This is a genomic window from Paenibacillus sp. FSL H8-0315 (assembly GCF_038005365.1).
GTDB classification, from domain to species: Bacteria; Bacillota; Bacilli; order Paenibacillales; family Paenibacillaceae; genus Paenibacillus_AQ; species Paenibacillus_AQ odorifer.
In genome coordinates this window covers 3,704,614-3,717,776 of sequence record NZ_JBBOTA010000001.1, presented here as the reverse complement: position 1 = coordinate 3,717,776, position 13,163 = coordinate 3,704,614, and the positions used below count along the sequence as shown (strand labels likewise).

Annotated in this window: 13 protein-coding genes; all 13 read right to left on the bottom strand. The window is 44.3% G+C overall.

What is annotated here, in order from left to right; translation table 11 throughout:
* Positions 1–144: 144 nt before the first annotated feature.
* The 13 genes from MHB56_RS16220 to MHB56_RS16160 all read right to left on the bottom strand — a co-directional run bounded on the left by MHB56_RS16220 (position 145) and on the right by MHB56_RS16160 (position 13,103).
* Positions 145–933, bottom strand: coding sequence for a formate/nitrite transporter family protein (locus MHB56_RS16220; protein WP_341143747.1), 789 nt, complete (start codon positions 931–933; stop codon positions 145–147).
* A 458-nt stretch (positions 934–1,391) separates the two neighbouring features.
* Positions 1,392–2,492: a toxic anion resistance protein gene (locus MHB56_RS16215; protein ID WP_036687432.1), complete on the bottom strand. Its 1,101-nt coding sequence runs from the start codon at positions 2,490–2,492 to the stop codon at positions 1,392–1,394.
* Positions 2,493–2,503: 11 nt separating this feature from the next.
* Positions 2,504–3,211 carry a hypothetical protein gene (locus MHB56_RS16210; protein WP_076185690.1) on the bottom strand — a complete coding sequence of 236 codons (708 nt, stop codon included), beginning with the start codon at positions 3,209–3,211 and terminating at the stop codon, positions 2,504–2,506.
* A gap of 34 nt (positions 3,212–3,245) precedes the next feature.
* A complete protein-coding gene (locus MHB56_RS16205; RefSeq protein ID WP_076185601.1) occupies positions 3,246–4,301 on the bottom strand; it encodes an ATP-grasp domain-containing protein in 1,056 nt (351 codons plus the stop codon).
* A complete protein-coding gene (locus MHB56_RS16200) occupies positions 4,298–5,131 on the bottom strand; it encodes an HAD family hydrolase (RefSeq protein WP_339170865.1) in 834 nt (277 codons plus the stop codon). Before MHB56_RS16200 ends, MHB56_RS16205 begins: the two co-directional genes overlap by 4 nt.
* Positions 5,128–6,279, bottom strand: a complete 1,152-nt coding sequence (locus tag MHB56_RS16195) for a cysteine protease StiP family protein (protein ID WP_076124692.1) — start codon at positions 6,277–6,279, stop codon at positions 5,128–5,130. The genes MHB56_RS16200 and MHB56_RS16195 overlap by 4 nt, the downstream gene beginning before the upstream one ends.
* Complete coding sequence (locus MHB56_RS16190; RefSeq protein WP_081386325.1) at positions 6,260–7,702, bottom strand: phosphoribosyltransferase family protein; 1,443 nt, start codon at positions 7,700–7,702, stop codon at positions 6,260–6,262. The genes MHB56_RS16195 and MHB56_RS16190 overlap by 20 nt, the downstream gene beginning before the upstream one ends.
* The gene (locus MHB56_RS16185) at positions 7,647–8,855 is read right to left on the bottom strand and encodes an HpcH/HpaI aldolase/citrate lyase family protein (RefSeq protein WP_232061116.1); all 1,209 of its coding nucleotides are present in this window, start codon (positions 8,853–8,855) and stop codon (positions 7,647–7,649) included. Before MHB56_RS16185 ends, MHB56_RS16190 begins: the two co-directional genes overlap by 56 nt.
* 225 nt (positions 8,856–9,080) lie before the next feature.
* The gene (locus tag MHB56_RS16180; RefSeq protein WP_036687425.1) at positions 9,081–9,821 is read right to left on the bottom strand and encodes a TerC family protein; all 741 of its coding nucleotides are present in this window, start codon (positions 9,819–9,821) and stop codon (positions 9,081–9,083) included.
* A gap of 27 nt (positions 9,822–9,848) precedes the next feature.
* Complete coding sequence (locus MHB56_RS16175; RefSeq protein ID WP_076124694.1) at positions 9,849–11,129, bottom strand: TerD family protein; 1,281 nt, start codon at positions 11,127–11,129, stop codon at positions 9,849–9,851.
* A gap of 133 nt (positions 11,130–11,262) precedes the next feature.
* Positions 11,263–11,844, bottom strand: a complete 582-nt coding sequence (locus MHB56_RS16170; RefSeq protein ID WP_036687422.1) for a TerD family protein — start codon at positions 11,842–11,844, stop codon at positions 11,263–11,265.
* Positions 11,845–11,901: 57 nt separating this feature from the next.
* Positions 11,902–12,477: a TerD family protein gene (locus MHB56_RS16165; RefSeq protein WP_036687420.1), complete on the bottom strand. Its 576-nt coding sequence runs from the start codon at positions 12,475–12,477 to the stop codon at positions 11,902–11,904.
* Positions 12,478–12,506: 29 nt separating this feature from the next.
* A complete protein-coding gene (locus tag MHB56_RS16160) occupies positions 12,507–13,103 on the bottom strand; it encodes a TerD family protein (protein ID WP_076124695.1) in 597 nt (198 codons plus the stop codon).
* Positions 13,104–13,163: the final 60 nt, after the last annotated feature.

Below are 13,163 nucleotides of genomic sequence, written 5' to 3'. Positions count from 1 at the left end.
ATGTATTCTACCTCTCTTCCTCTAATCCTTTTCAATCCTTAAAAATCAAATAATCCCAATGTTAAAAAATAACTTTCTGCACAAAAAAACTCCAACCCTATAAAAGAGCGAAGTTTTGGAGGATTATTATTTTCTATTTTTCTGTTAATGCTTAGTGTCATCCAAAAAAGGTTTATTTACATAATAATACATTACCCCCATCAGTACGCCACCGCCAATTAAATTGCCGATCGTAACGGGGACAAGGTTATGCACCACGCCATACCACGATACCGTTCCGGGATGATCAAGTACAAGCGCAATCGCAAAGGTACACATATTGGCAATACTATGTTCATAGCCGGAGATGAAAAAACAGAATACGAATAAGACCATGGCGAACATTTTGGCCCCATCGCCTTTCATATTCATCGGTATAAAAAAAGCCATACAAACGAGCCAGTTACAAAGAATAGCCCGAAAGAAAAGCTGACCTGCCGGGGCTTCCATCTTATGCTCCACTACATATAGCAAAAAACCGTTTACATCTGAGCTATAGAACAGTCCTGTCAAAAAAATCAGCAAGGCAAAAACGGCAGCCCCAAGAATATTACCGATATAACTCATGATCCACATGCGGACAACCTCAGACCATTTCATTTTCCGTCTTAGTACCGTGTATGTGTAATAAAAAGTATCTCCGGTGAATAAATCCCCACCACCAAAAGAAATTAGAATAATAGCCGCTCCGAAAGTAATCGCAGCCATTGGATATGCAAAGGGGGATTGCTCCATAAAGAAATAGTTGCCTGTCTTAAATGCTACAATTACACCGAATCCGATAAACATACTGGCCAGCATGGCTCTGGCAATATAGCGCATTACGCTTTGCCGGAATATCTTCTGTTTCTTAAGTGCTAATTGTTCAACCTGAAGCAGTGCCTCGTTCTCCATGTGACCTCCTTAGGGATTTTGGTATTTCCAGCTGATTATGGGCTAATCGACAGCCTTGCGTTATTATACCCAATAACCCGCTGGAAATTACTTGAACCAACTCGCGGCAAAAAATCCCTGAATACTTACGGGGAAGCGAAGCTACCTCTTGCTAATTGTCTTCATTCATTTTAGCAATGGCTTCTGCTTTTTCACTGCTGGCGACGATGATAAGCACGAGTATCAAACAGCCTAAAACCATAGCCTATCCCCACTTCCTCCACATGTAGTCTTGTGACAACTTATGTATTTGAATAGGGCTTTATGTTTGGCTACAGTAAACTTCATTTGATTAGATCACGTTTACGCCTATGTAGTTGAAGCAAGCTACTTCATATCCAAAAAAAAGCAGAGCAGCGAACCCCCAGAAATGAAGGCTCACTGCTCTGCTATATTTTTACGGACTTTTTTTAAAACAATTAGTTCAAGAAGCTGCTCAGTTGGCTCTCTGCTTCACCTTGTTTCAGCGCCTCAGGCTTGTCCGCTTCATTGAGTCCTAGACGATTGCCCAGTTGGGTATTGATCGTCGTCATTTTGGATGTATAATCCTGGCAGCTTTCGATAATACGACGGTTTGACTGTTCCGAAGTATCCAATGCGCTAAGCAGATCGCCGATCGCTTGATTCACGGCTTCCATAGACATGGAAGGTTTGGATAGAAGCTCGGTCGTTTTTTCTGTAGTCGTACGCAGCAAGCGTGCATTTTCTTTAAACTGATCTTCAATCGTCTTATTTGTTGCTTCTACAGCGTTGATAACATTCTCCTGATCGGCCAGCGACATCGCAATCATTGCCGACACTGTAATCAGATTAGAAGTTTTATCAATCGCATTATTTACGGAATCGATCAGTTTATCATTATTGTCATTGATGATATCTGTAGCAGCAATCGCTTGATTGTAGAGCAGAATCATCTCTGTCATGGACTGAATACGAACCATCACTTTACGCAGACCACGCTCCAGATAAGCTTTACGGAACTCATTCTCAGGCTTCGCAATCTCCACCTCGAACAGCTCTTTTAGCTTATTGCCGAAGGCAATTTTGGTTTGAAGGTTATAGATCTCCTCCATAGAGGTACGTTTCAGCTGGCGCATATTTACAATACTCTCTTCGAGGGTATCTCTGCCGTCGCGTAGACCAGTAACAATCGCATCAATATTTGTGCGGACAGACTGATATTTGTACACATAGTTCTTCATCGGACTCTTCCGCAGCATTTTGCCGAAAAAGCTAACATTCTTACTCTGTTGCAGATTTTCACACTCATTCCGCAGCTTCATAATCATGTTAGGCACTTCAACACGTTTGCCGGACATCAGGTCATTTACCGGACGATCCAACAGCTTGAGGGTTTGGCCTGCTTTTTCTTGCGTCTTCACCCCAAGCTTCCCGATATCATCCATTAAAGAATCCAACGTGACTGTATCTGTCTGGGATACCTTCTCGATCAATTGTGCGGCTTCTTCGACTACCTTTTGTTCATCTTCTTTTTTTAATTGGATCAACTGCGTGGACATGGGTTTCCCTCCTATAATTCGGAACTGCTATACCGCTGATGAATCAGTTCCGCCTTCGTCTGAAGTTCCATCAGGTCTTTATGTTCGATCGTCGAAGCAATATCCGATATTTTGGAATCAACATCTCTTAGACCGTTCAGCAGCGTTCTCCGATTCTTCGTCTTCGCTTCACCACTTAGGCGCAAAAATGGGTTAATCACACCATTTAAATCCTTCAGAATCAATCTGCGGACCGTATGATTAATATCGCCATTATTGAGCTCCTGCAGCAGCGGAATTACACGTTGAAGTCTCGCAAAAAGCGCCAGTGATTTCTCGACAATTTCATTGTCCAGTGTATCCTTCTGCCCCTCGGAGATAATCATATCTTCCAGAATGCTAAGGTACTCAACTACTGGAGCAAATTCCGGTCCAATCTTCGTTGGTTCGGCCTCAGTTCTACCACTATTGCCCGGATTACCTGGTGCAGCATTATTTGCCGCACTAGGTAATTGCGGAGCATTTGCAGAGGGAGCTGGAGCAACAGGCAACGTCTCTGGACCTGCTGGCAGCACCTCAGCCGGAAGGTTGGTTCTTGGACTTCTCGTTGCAAGAACCCCTACCGCTGCACCCGCTACAGGCAACAGCAAGGAGAGTAACTCAGGCAAAAAAGAACTCGTCAATACAGCGACAACATAGCCAATACCGGCATACAGCAACACTTTCGATTTAAATTTAATTTTTCTCACCTCTTGTGAGCGAGATTGCGAACGCTCAATTCACGGGATCCGGAATTACGGATTCGCCGTTTATTTTCATAATTAGCGGCTGCTCTACATGGCTGGCAAGCACATTATCGCCGAACTCCGCAGGCTGGACCTCTCCGCCGAGTGCACTTTTGACAGCCAGGTATGGAAAGTTAATTCCAGACAGACAAGAAATATGAAGACCTCCAGACATCCGGGGGTTAATCTCCAGCAGTTTAGGAATTCCACCACTATACTTCATTTGAATATTGAAATTGAAAGGTATTTTATATACCTCTGCTACCCGGGAAGCGATCTCCTCCAGCTCCGGAATATGCTCCATCAGCCGCAGACGACCGCCAGCTTTACGACGGGGTACAGCCGCTAACAGCCTGCCATTCTCATCTGACAAGCAATCTATACTGTATTCATAACCTTCCAGCAATTCCATCACCATAAGTTCAGGGAATGTAGGTTCACTTCCCAGAATACGATAGGCCTCATCGAAGGATATCAGCGGAGTTACATGACCAAACAGCTCCTGTAAAGGACTACGTGTGTTATCAATGATACGGAAGCCAAGGCCTCCCTCTGTCTCCGTGGGTTTAAAGCATACGTGGTGTCCTTTGGCTACAAGATCATGATAAGCCTCTTTGAACTGCTCTGCTGTACTCACCACATGATAATCAGGAATTGTCATAATCCCTGTTTCCTTAACACTTTCGTAGAACTTCCCCTTATCCATGATGGTCTCCAATAAGTCCAAATCTCTACAGACCAGAACCTTGGTGCCAATCGCATCAAACATAGCAGCATGCAAAGCTATATCCAGCATATGTAACCGTGGAATGAAGATATCGATCTCATTGCGGCGACAGAAATCCACGCAGAATTGAACATATTCTATTCCAGTCAGTGCTGGTTCAGTCCCAGCAACATCAGCACCTTGAAGGGACATATGGTGAATATCAGGATGCGTGGCGAAGATTTGTACAGGAACGCCATCCTCATTATTGCGGATGAGATTCATATAATGGTAAGCGACGGAAAACCAGCGATTGAAATAAATGTTTACCTTTTTCATAGTGGCCCAACTCCCAATACGGTTAAGTTATTATAGATCATGTTTACATACTGTAGAATTTCATCACCAGCAAAAACACCCGCTTGCTTCGTAAAGGGATACCTTGATTTTACAAGACCACTCTGCTGCTCTGCAAATATTTCTCCATGACAAGGAGCAATCGCATAGTCCGCACTTTCTAGTAAACTCTTATCCAACAAGGAATCTCCCGATGCTACCATCGGTTCTGAACGAACCGTCCGGCGCACATGAACAATCGCATCACTTTTATTCACAGCGGCAGGAACGACATATAGCTTGCGTCCTTGTAAGGATACCCGCCAGCCCAAATCGTATAATTGCTCTGCCAGATTCGTGATCTCATCCATAGGTAATAAATCACGCACTACTACAAAAGTATAAAATAAATCATCACAATACCGCTCACTAATGATCCATTCCTCGTGCACTACAGACCTAACGTGCATTCTAACTTCTTCTGCCGCAGCCGATTCATTTTGAACAAGCCTGCCCACCGAAGCTCTCCAGCTCTTATCTACTTCGCCACCAATCAGAATATTCCCGCCATTACTAGTAATCGCGTAGTCTGGAATAATCGTGTCTTGAAACAGATTAATACGCTTATACTGCGCTATTGTACGTGTTGTAACGGGCATAAAGATAATACGGGAAGTAAGCTCCATCAGATCAGCCAATGCTTTTTGCGAAATGTATGAAACCGTCTTGCCATCCACAACCTCCGCAGGAACCAGGCCCGGAGTATTCTCCGGGACACCGATTGCATTTAAGGAATAGATTAACGTTCGGTCCAAATCACTGGCATAGATCATTCCGTCTCACCTCTCAGCGGCTTAATAATCCCGCAACAGGAGTAGGTGAGTCCAGGGAATACTTCTACTGGAACCCCTCTATCCTCTGCTAAGAGAATAATATGACGAAGATTTGGATTATCCATAGTATCGACAAGAATCTTCCATGGTACTCTGCGCAGCAGCACTCGGGTTGTTTCTCCGACTCCGGGCTTGACCAAATTGATGTTATCTATGCCGAACACTTCTTGAATACTCTGAATATCACGCAGGCCCTGCCATGTAATTTCTGGCGGGGATTGCTGCATCTGTTCAGCAATCGCTTGTGCTTCTTCCGCAACGGAGGAGAAATACGGGCAGATCGCCGCAATGAATACATTAGATACATCCGTATCGAGCCATTCCTTGTAGAATTTAGCCCCATGGAATTCTTCCGGACCGATTAAATCATCGCGCAGCACTGTCCGGCTCATCAATCCTGACACCGTAGAATTGAGGCATGCACTAGGAATAAGATAATCCTCTCTAGTCCCGAACGTGCCTGAACAGTTCCCGGGATCAGCCAATACGGCCAGGTCATCATTTAGCCGAATGCCATATTTCTCATATAGGCTGTTGCACGCCTCAATCAATACCTGGCGAATAGCCCCTTTCCCCGTCCATCCGTCGACAAACTGCAAATCAGCGTCAAGCCCATGCTTTTGCAGAATATAGAGGATTGCGTTCTCATCAATCCCCTTGCCCCGAATGATAGAGATACTATAATGCGGCAGATCAGCATCATATCGCTCTTGGATATAACGCTTAATCAGTACACCAATTGGTGTTCCCGCTCTTGCCAAAGAGACTAACACCGTATCAAGTCCCCGTTGAGCGACAATCATCTCAGAGACTACCGCTACTGCTAGAGCGACCTTCTCCGCAGATTGCTCCAGCGTCTCGTGAAATAACTCAATATACTGCTCAGTAGGCTGATATTCCACGGGCAGCATCTCAGAGTAGTGTACACCTGATTGAATGGCGGCCTCTCTTTCGTCAGTCGCCCGCTCCAGTGAAACATCGCTCAGATCCTTAAGCAAAAATATAACATCTGACGGAGAATAGCTGCCTAGCAGAACCGGTTCGGCTATACTTCTGTTTAGAATTTCTTCAGTTACTGTTCCCTTCATAGGTAGGGCCTCCACTTCTTCTTTCCGAGGTCAGTACAATAAGATGCACTTTATGGCGGGCCAGTTTCTTCAGTATATCAAGCATAGGTTTCATACGCTCATGCGGTACATCACGCTCAATCAGCACAAATATATCATCGTATTGACCAGGAGCTATATTATAAATAAAGTTTGTGATTTCCGGATCACCAGCTGAAGGATACGCAGCAGCACTATGTACCCCATAATCCGGCCGACGCTCAGGGTGGATTGGACTTCTAGTGGAAGACTGGTAAGCAATCCCTTCCCCCATTTCCGCCGCCACTCTCATCGGAAGATACATAAATTCTCCTACACCCATTACCAAGGCTTTCGGTCCTCTACGCAATTGCCGCAGCTGCTCAGCTATTCGTTTCACACCCTGATCAAGCTCCAGATTATCCTGTGACTCCATTCCGAACCGTCCACTATATTTCATATACGGCGCTGTGTTGATCTCACCATAGGAATCGATAGAGGATACCTCCAGTCGTTCCATTCCATCTTGAGCATAAGTAGTTACAACCTCACACTCAAAAATGGCCTCTCTATCCAGCTGCTCAGTATCCTTATTAAACACCGGTGAACCTATCACTTCAATATTCCCTTGCAGCAGACATAACGACTTAATGCGAATCCCCAGCTCCTGCTCAAGCTCACTATAGTGTTGAAGATTGCTGCCGCTTCTCCAGTCCAGAAGAGAGACTACCACATATTCCTCCCGCGGGAATTTTGACTGAATATCTCGAATTGTATTGATCGCGGTTTTCCCGGTCGTAATCTCGTCATCTACCAATATAATGGGCTCTGTCCCAGATAAGAGTTCGGTATCCAAGGCATAACATAGATGATCAACTGCATGGGAATGCTCTTCTACAAAACTTACAACAGACTCCAAATCAGGAATATGCTCACGCGTAGTATGAATATAGGATGCCTGCTCAGCAAAGATGTTGTACACACTGTGACCCAGTGCAGTTGCCGTTTCTGCGAATCCAATAAAAACCACAGGCTTGGGCAAAACCAGCCGGGCCGCTAGTAAATGTTGATAGGCTTCCTTAGCAAATTCAGGATGAATCAGCCCATGAACCGCCATATCCAATAACTTTGTCATACGATCACTATCCACGGAATCGCCGTTCATCTCCTGATATAACAGCAGCGCCAACGCTGCTCCGCTTAGAAGTGAAGTATACGGATCGACGGGGATATGCTTGCCAAGCACCTTACTGACAAACAGAAAAGTTCGTTTTTTATTAATTCGCGCCGCCATAGAAAATAAAGAATCCAGAGGCATATGAAAGGGGTTAAAGGTTTCGGTTACATTCACTTGCAGGTTCTCGACTATGTTATACGTGCGTAAATTCGTTTTCGGGTAATAATCCGACAAAATGCTGTTGTTCATGTAACACCCCGTATATTTGAGATCGTAGTAAAATTCGTCTTGCCCAATTCAGATGGGGCTTAATTTCGTTCATTTTATTAAAATATTGACTCTTAAACACGCCCAGACTGCCATCATTACTTTCTACAATGCTTAAAGCGTCGACGTATTCCTCATGCATCACCGTATACATCGCCTGAACAGGTCTGAGGTGAGAAGGATGAATAATCGTCTTACCCACAATTCCATTCTCTTTATCCAAAATAACCTCGCGAATTAGCCCGTCTACACTGCTCGAGATATAGCTATTCCGCATATCACGGCCGTTTTTGCCGTAAGTATCCTCAAATGGCGTCTGCCGCAGCTGCGGCCGGAGAACTCGATGACCTTTATTCGCAAAATACTCCCAGACAGGTCCTGAGATCACATATCCCTCTTCAACCCGCCCAAACACATTGATAATGTCCGAGATACAGTCACGGATAGGAGTAAGATCATAAATACTAACATCAGGACTGCGACGCAGTCCGAACAGGCTGGAGAAATCCGTTGCCCCAATTCTGACGTTTAAGACAAGTTCACGGTAATTACGGAGTAAATCACGGATAGATAGCAGACTGTCCACTCGACTTTCCCGATAAATAATAGGTGCAGTTTCCAAGATTGGCATCCCGTAAAGCACAGGATCATTATAACCACGCGTATTGTTGTACTCAGCTAACGTTTCAAAATATTGAATTCCATTGTCCACAGAGAACTTAGGAAATACAAACCCTGTTAACATCGTTACCAAGGATCCCAAGCGGAAAATCATTTGCCGGAGTTGGTCCGGGTTACGTACTCGTATAAAAAGAAGCGGGAGGCTGTTCGATGAATCCAGCTCATTTTCTGCGTAAGCAGCTAGGTAAATAAGATGCTGGATAATAGACTCCTCTGCATTGTCAACCTGGTCATCTCCGATTGCGTCCTCCAGATCTATAATAACCGTCACTAGACCTGCATTCTTGAGCTTAATGATGTCTTCTGCAACACTTGCACGGGTAGCCGGCATATAGAGGGCAGCGCCGACAGCGTAGGCTAGCAGTTCCTTGTTCGTGGTATGATCAAATGAGATAGGCGGAGTGTAAAACAAAGAGATTTCTTGTTCTTTCGTCAGGTAATCGAAGTATCTCAAATCGGTTCCCCCTTATAGTTTTGCGAAGCCAAGCAAAACAAGCGTAGACCTCTCCTCATAGAGAGTGTCAGAACCGGCAATACTCTCCCTTGGGGATGGCATCTTGGCTCTCTCAAATATAAGTGAAGGCCTACGCTATAACATATACGATTACCTGAAAGAAGCAGGCGTTTCTATTCTTGCATGATCGGCTCCGACTTCTCTATGATGCAATTACTTTTTTAATCATGCACTTTTATGGGCATCTTTTTTCTTACGTCTAGCACTATAGAGGATCGTACCCACGAATACCGCTATAAGGATTGTAAAGAATACGACATGCGGCAATTCAAAACCAAAAGCACCCGCTAGCATCTTACCCGCAATAATGGCGATAAGCAGGAACGCTGCCTGTTCCAATTCAGGGAATTTATCAATAAGCTTCAAGAATACCTGCGCCACTCCGCGCATCATCAGAACCCCTAAGATACCACCCATAAAGAGAACCCAAACCTGATCGCTAAGTCCAAATGCTGCAATAACACTGTCAATACTGAAAGCAATATCCATTAATTCAACAAGGAGAACCGTCTTCCAAAAAGAAGTGCCTTTATTCTCCGTATGCTCTTCGCCACTACCTTTAAATAAACCTTTATATGCGATATAAAAGAGATACAGTGCACCAAGAACCTTAACCAAAGTAAACTTAATAAGAAATGTCCCTAGTCCAATGGCCAGGAATCTGAACAAATAAGCCCCTAAGATACCGTAGAAAAGCGCCTTTTTCTGCTGCTCCTTAGGTAGATGCTTAACCATAACGGCAAGCACAAGCGCATTATCTGCAGAGAGCAAACCTTCTAGTAGAATTAAGCTCCCGATAATCCCCCAGCTCACAGGATCAGAGAGTGTACCTACTACATCACTCCATGAGAAAAAATGCCCGTAATTCTCACTAATATTTCTAAAAAAATCTGCGAACCAATCCATTACACTTTGCGCCTCCGGTAAAATCGATTATTTGCTGCCCGCAACCCAGCGCAGCCCCCAGCCATAGGCTTCATCCATCTCACGATGACCACTGTAATATTGCACCAGCCGTTCAACACTAAATGTTTCATTGCTTACATTCCGGAATAACGCAATGGCACACATCCCTTTACGGTTGTTATGCTCGTCCAAATTTACAATGATATCAGGTCCTCCGCCTTGTTTGATGGTGACAACCCCATCGGCCTCCGACCAGTTGGTTACCCCTTTATAAATAAAGGAAAACACTAGAATGCGTTCAATCTCGGAAATTTTGATACCATTTATACGCAAATTCTCACCAGTAGTTACGGAGCCTGTCCGATCATCCCCATCAAGCATGACATAAGGAGGTTGATTCAATGAGCCAAAGGCATTGCCCAACGCTTGTACCACTCCTTTACTGCCATTCTTCAGTTCATACAGACAAGCAAGATCTAGATCTACGCCATTTTTACGACTAAAGAGTCCGCCCTGCTTCTGGTTCCAGTTGAGATTAATCAACACTTCCCCTAAATCACCACTGGCTGATTTTTTCAAATTGATGGAATCGCCTTTTTTCTTCAGCTCGATTTTCTTCAAGTTGAGATTCATTGGCGAAGGCGGGGGTGTGGCTGGAGAGCTCTCTTCACGTTTCACTGGCTGCGCAGGCGGCGTTGCGAAGATTTGTGGTGGAATCTGCGGCTTAACCTCCGGCTGTGGAGCAGCAGGAGCAGGCTCCTCATTCGCTTCAATACCGAAGTTGCTGCATATCTCTTTCAAACCTCCGGCAAACCCCGCTGCAATGGCACTGAACTTCCATTCACTGTTATATCTATATAATTCCCCTACCACAATGGCCGTTTCCACGGAGAAAAGATTGTCGAGATCACATCGGAGCAGTTCCGCACCTGTCACTTGATTGAGAATCCGAAAATAGGCCTGACTAACTTGCCCAAAACTTTGACCCCTTTTCTCCCCATCATAAATGGTAAGCGTAAAGGCAATCTTCATCACATCGGAAGGAATCTTATCCAATTGAACTTCGAATTGCTTGCGGTCATTGAATCCTGGCACATCCTTATACCTAATATAAGATGTGGCTGGATTATTATAAAATATTAAATCCTCGTCTTTACTTACTTTACCCTCTGATCCAAGCAGGAAAGCAGAGCTATCAATCTCCAGAGCAGCCGGAGCATGCCAGCCGATCTCTACGATTATAGAATGAAGTCCAGCATTGCCTTTGGTCAGATCAGCTTTTTGCCCTTTGACTACGTTAACACTCATTCTTACGCCACCTTTATAAATGGAGTAAACCAACTAATAATTTTGTAAAAAAGAACCCCACAAAGTGGAGTCTGTACTGCTCTAAATATTTATAAAAAGGGCAGGATCGGTAATGACCCCGCCCACTTGGATGTTATTGCGCGTCCAGTCCATAGTTTCTGCATAAAGCGCTTAGACCGCCGGCAAAGCCACTTCCAATCGCCTGGAACTTCCAATCCGCACCATTGCGGTAGAACTCACAGAATACAACAGCTGTTTCAGTTGAAAAGTCTTCACCTAAATCGAAGCGAAGCACTTCACGATCATTAGAAGCATCTACTACACGTACAAAAGCATTGGAAACCTGTCCAAAGTTTTGTGCCCGAGTTTCATAATCATAGATCGTTACCGTTATTCCGATGCGCTGAATATGAGCAGGGATTTTGCTGAAATCAACAACAATCTGCTCGTCATCTCCGTCACCCTCACCTGTACGGTTATCCCCCGTATGAGTCAAGGAACCTGCGCCACCCGAAGGATTGTTGTAGAATACAAAATCATCGGAGCCCTTGGCCTTACCATCTTCATGCAGTAAAAAGGCTGAGGCATCAAGGTCAAAATCTTGGCCGCCGCTATACTTATTAGTATCCCAGCCCAACCCTACTACTACCTTCGTCAAACCCGGATTAGTCTTGGTAAGATCAATCCGTTGTCCTTTAGAGAGACTGATCGTCACTGACAAAACCTTCTTTCATTTATGAATTCAATTCATCTTTAGCATGCAGAATGAAATTTATTGCAGGCCGTAGTCGCGAGTCAAACCGCTCAAGCCGTCTTTGTAGCCACTGCCGATAGCATTGAACTTCCATTCTGCACCGTTACGATACAATTCGCCTACAACAACACCAGTTTCAATAGAGAAATCCTCACCGAGGTCGAAACGAATCAATTCTTCATTGTTCAGATCGTTTACGATACGTACGTAGGAACGGGAGACTTGTCCAAAGTTTTGGCTTCTTGCTTCAGCATCATAAATTGTAATAGTAAAAGCTACTTTGTCTACATCAGCAGGGATGTTCTGAAGATCCACTTGAACCTGCTCATCATCACCATCGCCTTCACCTGTACGGTTATCTCCGGTATGAACAACAGAAGCATTCTCATTTTGCTTGTTATTGAAGAAAATGAAGTTGGTTTCTTTATCAACTTTACCACTAGCATTGGTCAAAAAGACGGATACGTCCAAATCGAAATCTTTTCCGCCGTCATATTTATTTGTGTCCCAACCAAGACCTACTGTGATTTTGGATAGACCTGGGTTTGTTTTCGTTAAATCGATTTTTTGACCTTTGGATAGATTAATTGCCATGATTACATACCTCTTTTCTTATATTTGGATTATACGTAGCGTTCTGCAAGTTGATTGATATGAGCGGCGTGGCTGCCTTCACCAATTGCAGCGAACTTCCATTCTCCACCTTGGCGGTAAAGCTCTCCACAAATAAGTGCCGTAAAACCTGTGTAGTTGTCTGACAAGTTGAATTTAATCAACTCACTATTCCCGGCAGCATTTATTACCCGAATATACGCTGATTTGATCATTCCAAAATCCTGTTTGCGATTCACCGCATCGTAAATGTTAACGACAACCAGAACCTTGTGAACATCGGCAGGAATGGCTTTCAAATTAACCATGATTTGCTCGTCATCTCCGTCGCCTTCACCCGTCAGATTATCTCCGGAATGAATGACCGAGTTGCAAGGACTTTGCTTGTTGTGGAAGCAGATCAGGTTACCCTTCTTAGTTAGCTTACCATCCTCATTTAATAGCAGTGCTGAGGCATCACAGTCGACATTCGCCTGTTTCTTGACTCCAAAGAATCCCCGCGAGGCTTCAATTGGATCCCAGCCTAAGCCCACAATTACATTGGACAAGCCCGCATTACCTTTAGTCAAATCAATCTTTTGACCTTTTACCAGATTAATTCCAGCCAAATCAACGTACCTCCGTTTCCGATAAAAATCATTATCTGTTAGTCTAGCTTTTAGGTGTTA

Bases quoted from the DNA above. Each gene is read 5' to 3' on its own strand.
- MHB56_RS16220 (WP_341143747.1), bottom strand. From the start codon at position 933: ATGGAGAACGAGGCACTGCTTCAGGTTGAACAATTAGCACTTAAGAAA.
- MHB56_RS16215 (WP_036687432.1), bottom strand. From the start codon at position 2,492: ATGTCCACGCAGTTGATCCAATTAAAAAAAGAAGATGAACAAAAGGTA.
- MHB56_RS16205 (WP_076185601.1), bottom strand. From the start codon at position 4,301: ATGAAAAAGGTAAACATTTATTTCAATCGCTGGTTTTCCGTCGCTTAC.
- MHB56_RS16200 (WP_339170865.1), bottom strand. From the start codon at position 5,131: ATGATCTATGCCAGTGATTTGGACCGAACGTTAATCTATTCCTTAAAT.
- MHB56_RS16195 (WP_076124692.1), bottom strand. From the start codon at position 6,279: ATGAAGGGAACAGTAACTGAAGAAATTCTAAACAGAAGTATAGCCGAA.
- MHB56_RS16190 (WP_081386325.1), bottom strand. From the start codon at position 7,702: ATGAACAACAGCATTTTGTCGGATTATTACCCGAAAACGAATTTACGC.
- MHB56_RS16180 (WP_036687425.1), bottom strand. From the start codon at position 9,821: ATGGATTGGTTCGCAGATTTTTTTAGAAATATTAGTGAGAATTACGGG.
- MHB56_RS16175 (WP_076124694.1), bottom strand. From the start codon at position 11,129: ATGAGTGTTAACGTAGTCAAAGGGCAAAAAGCTGATCTGACCAAAGGC.
- MHB56_RS16165 (WP_036687420.1), bottom strand. From the start codon at position 12,477: ATGGCAATTAATCTATCCAAAGGTCAAAAAATCGATTTAACGAAAACA.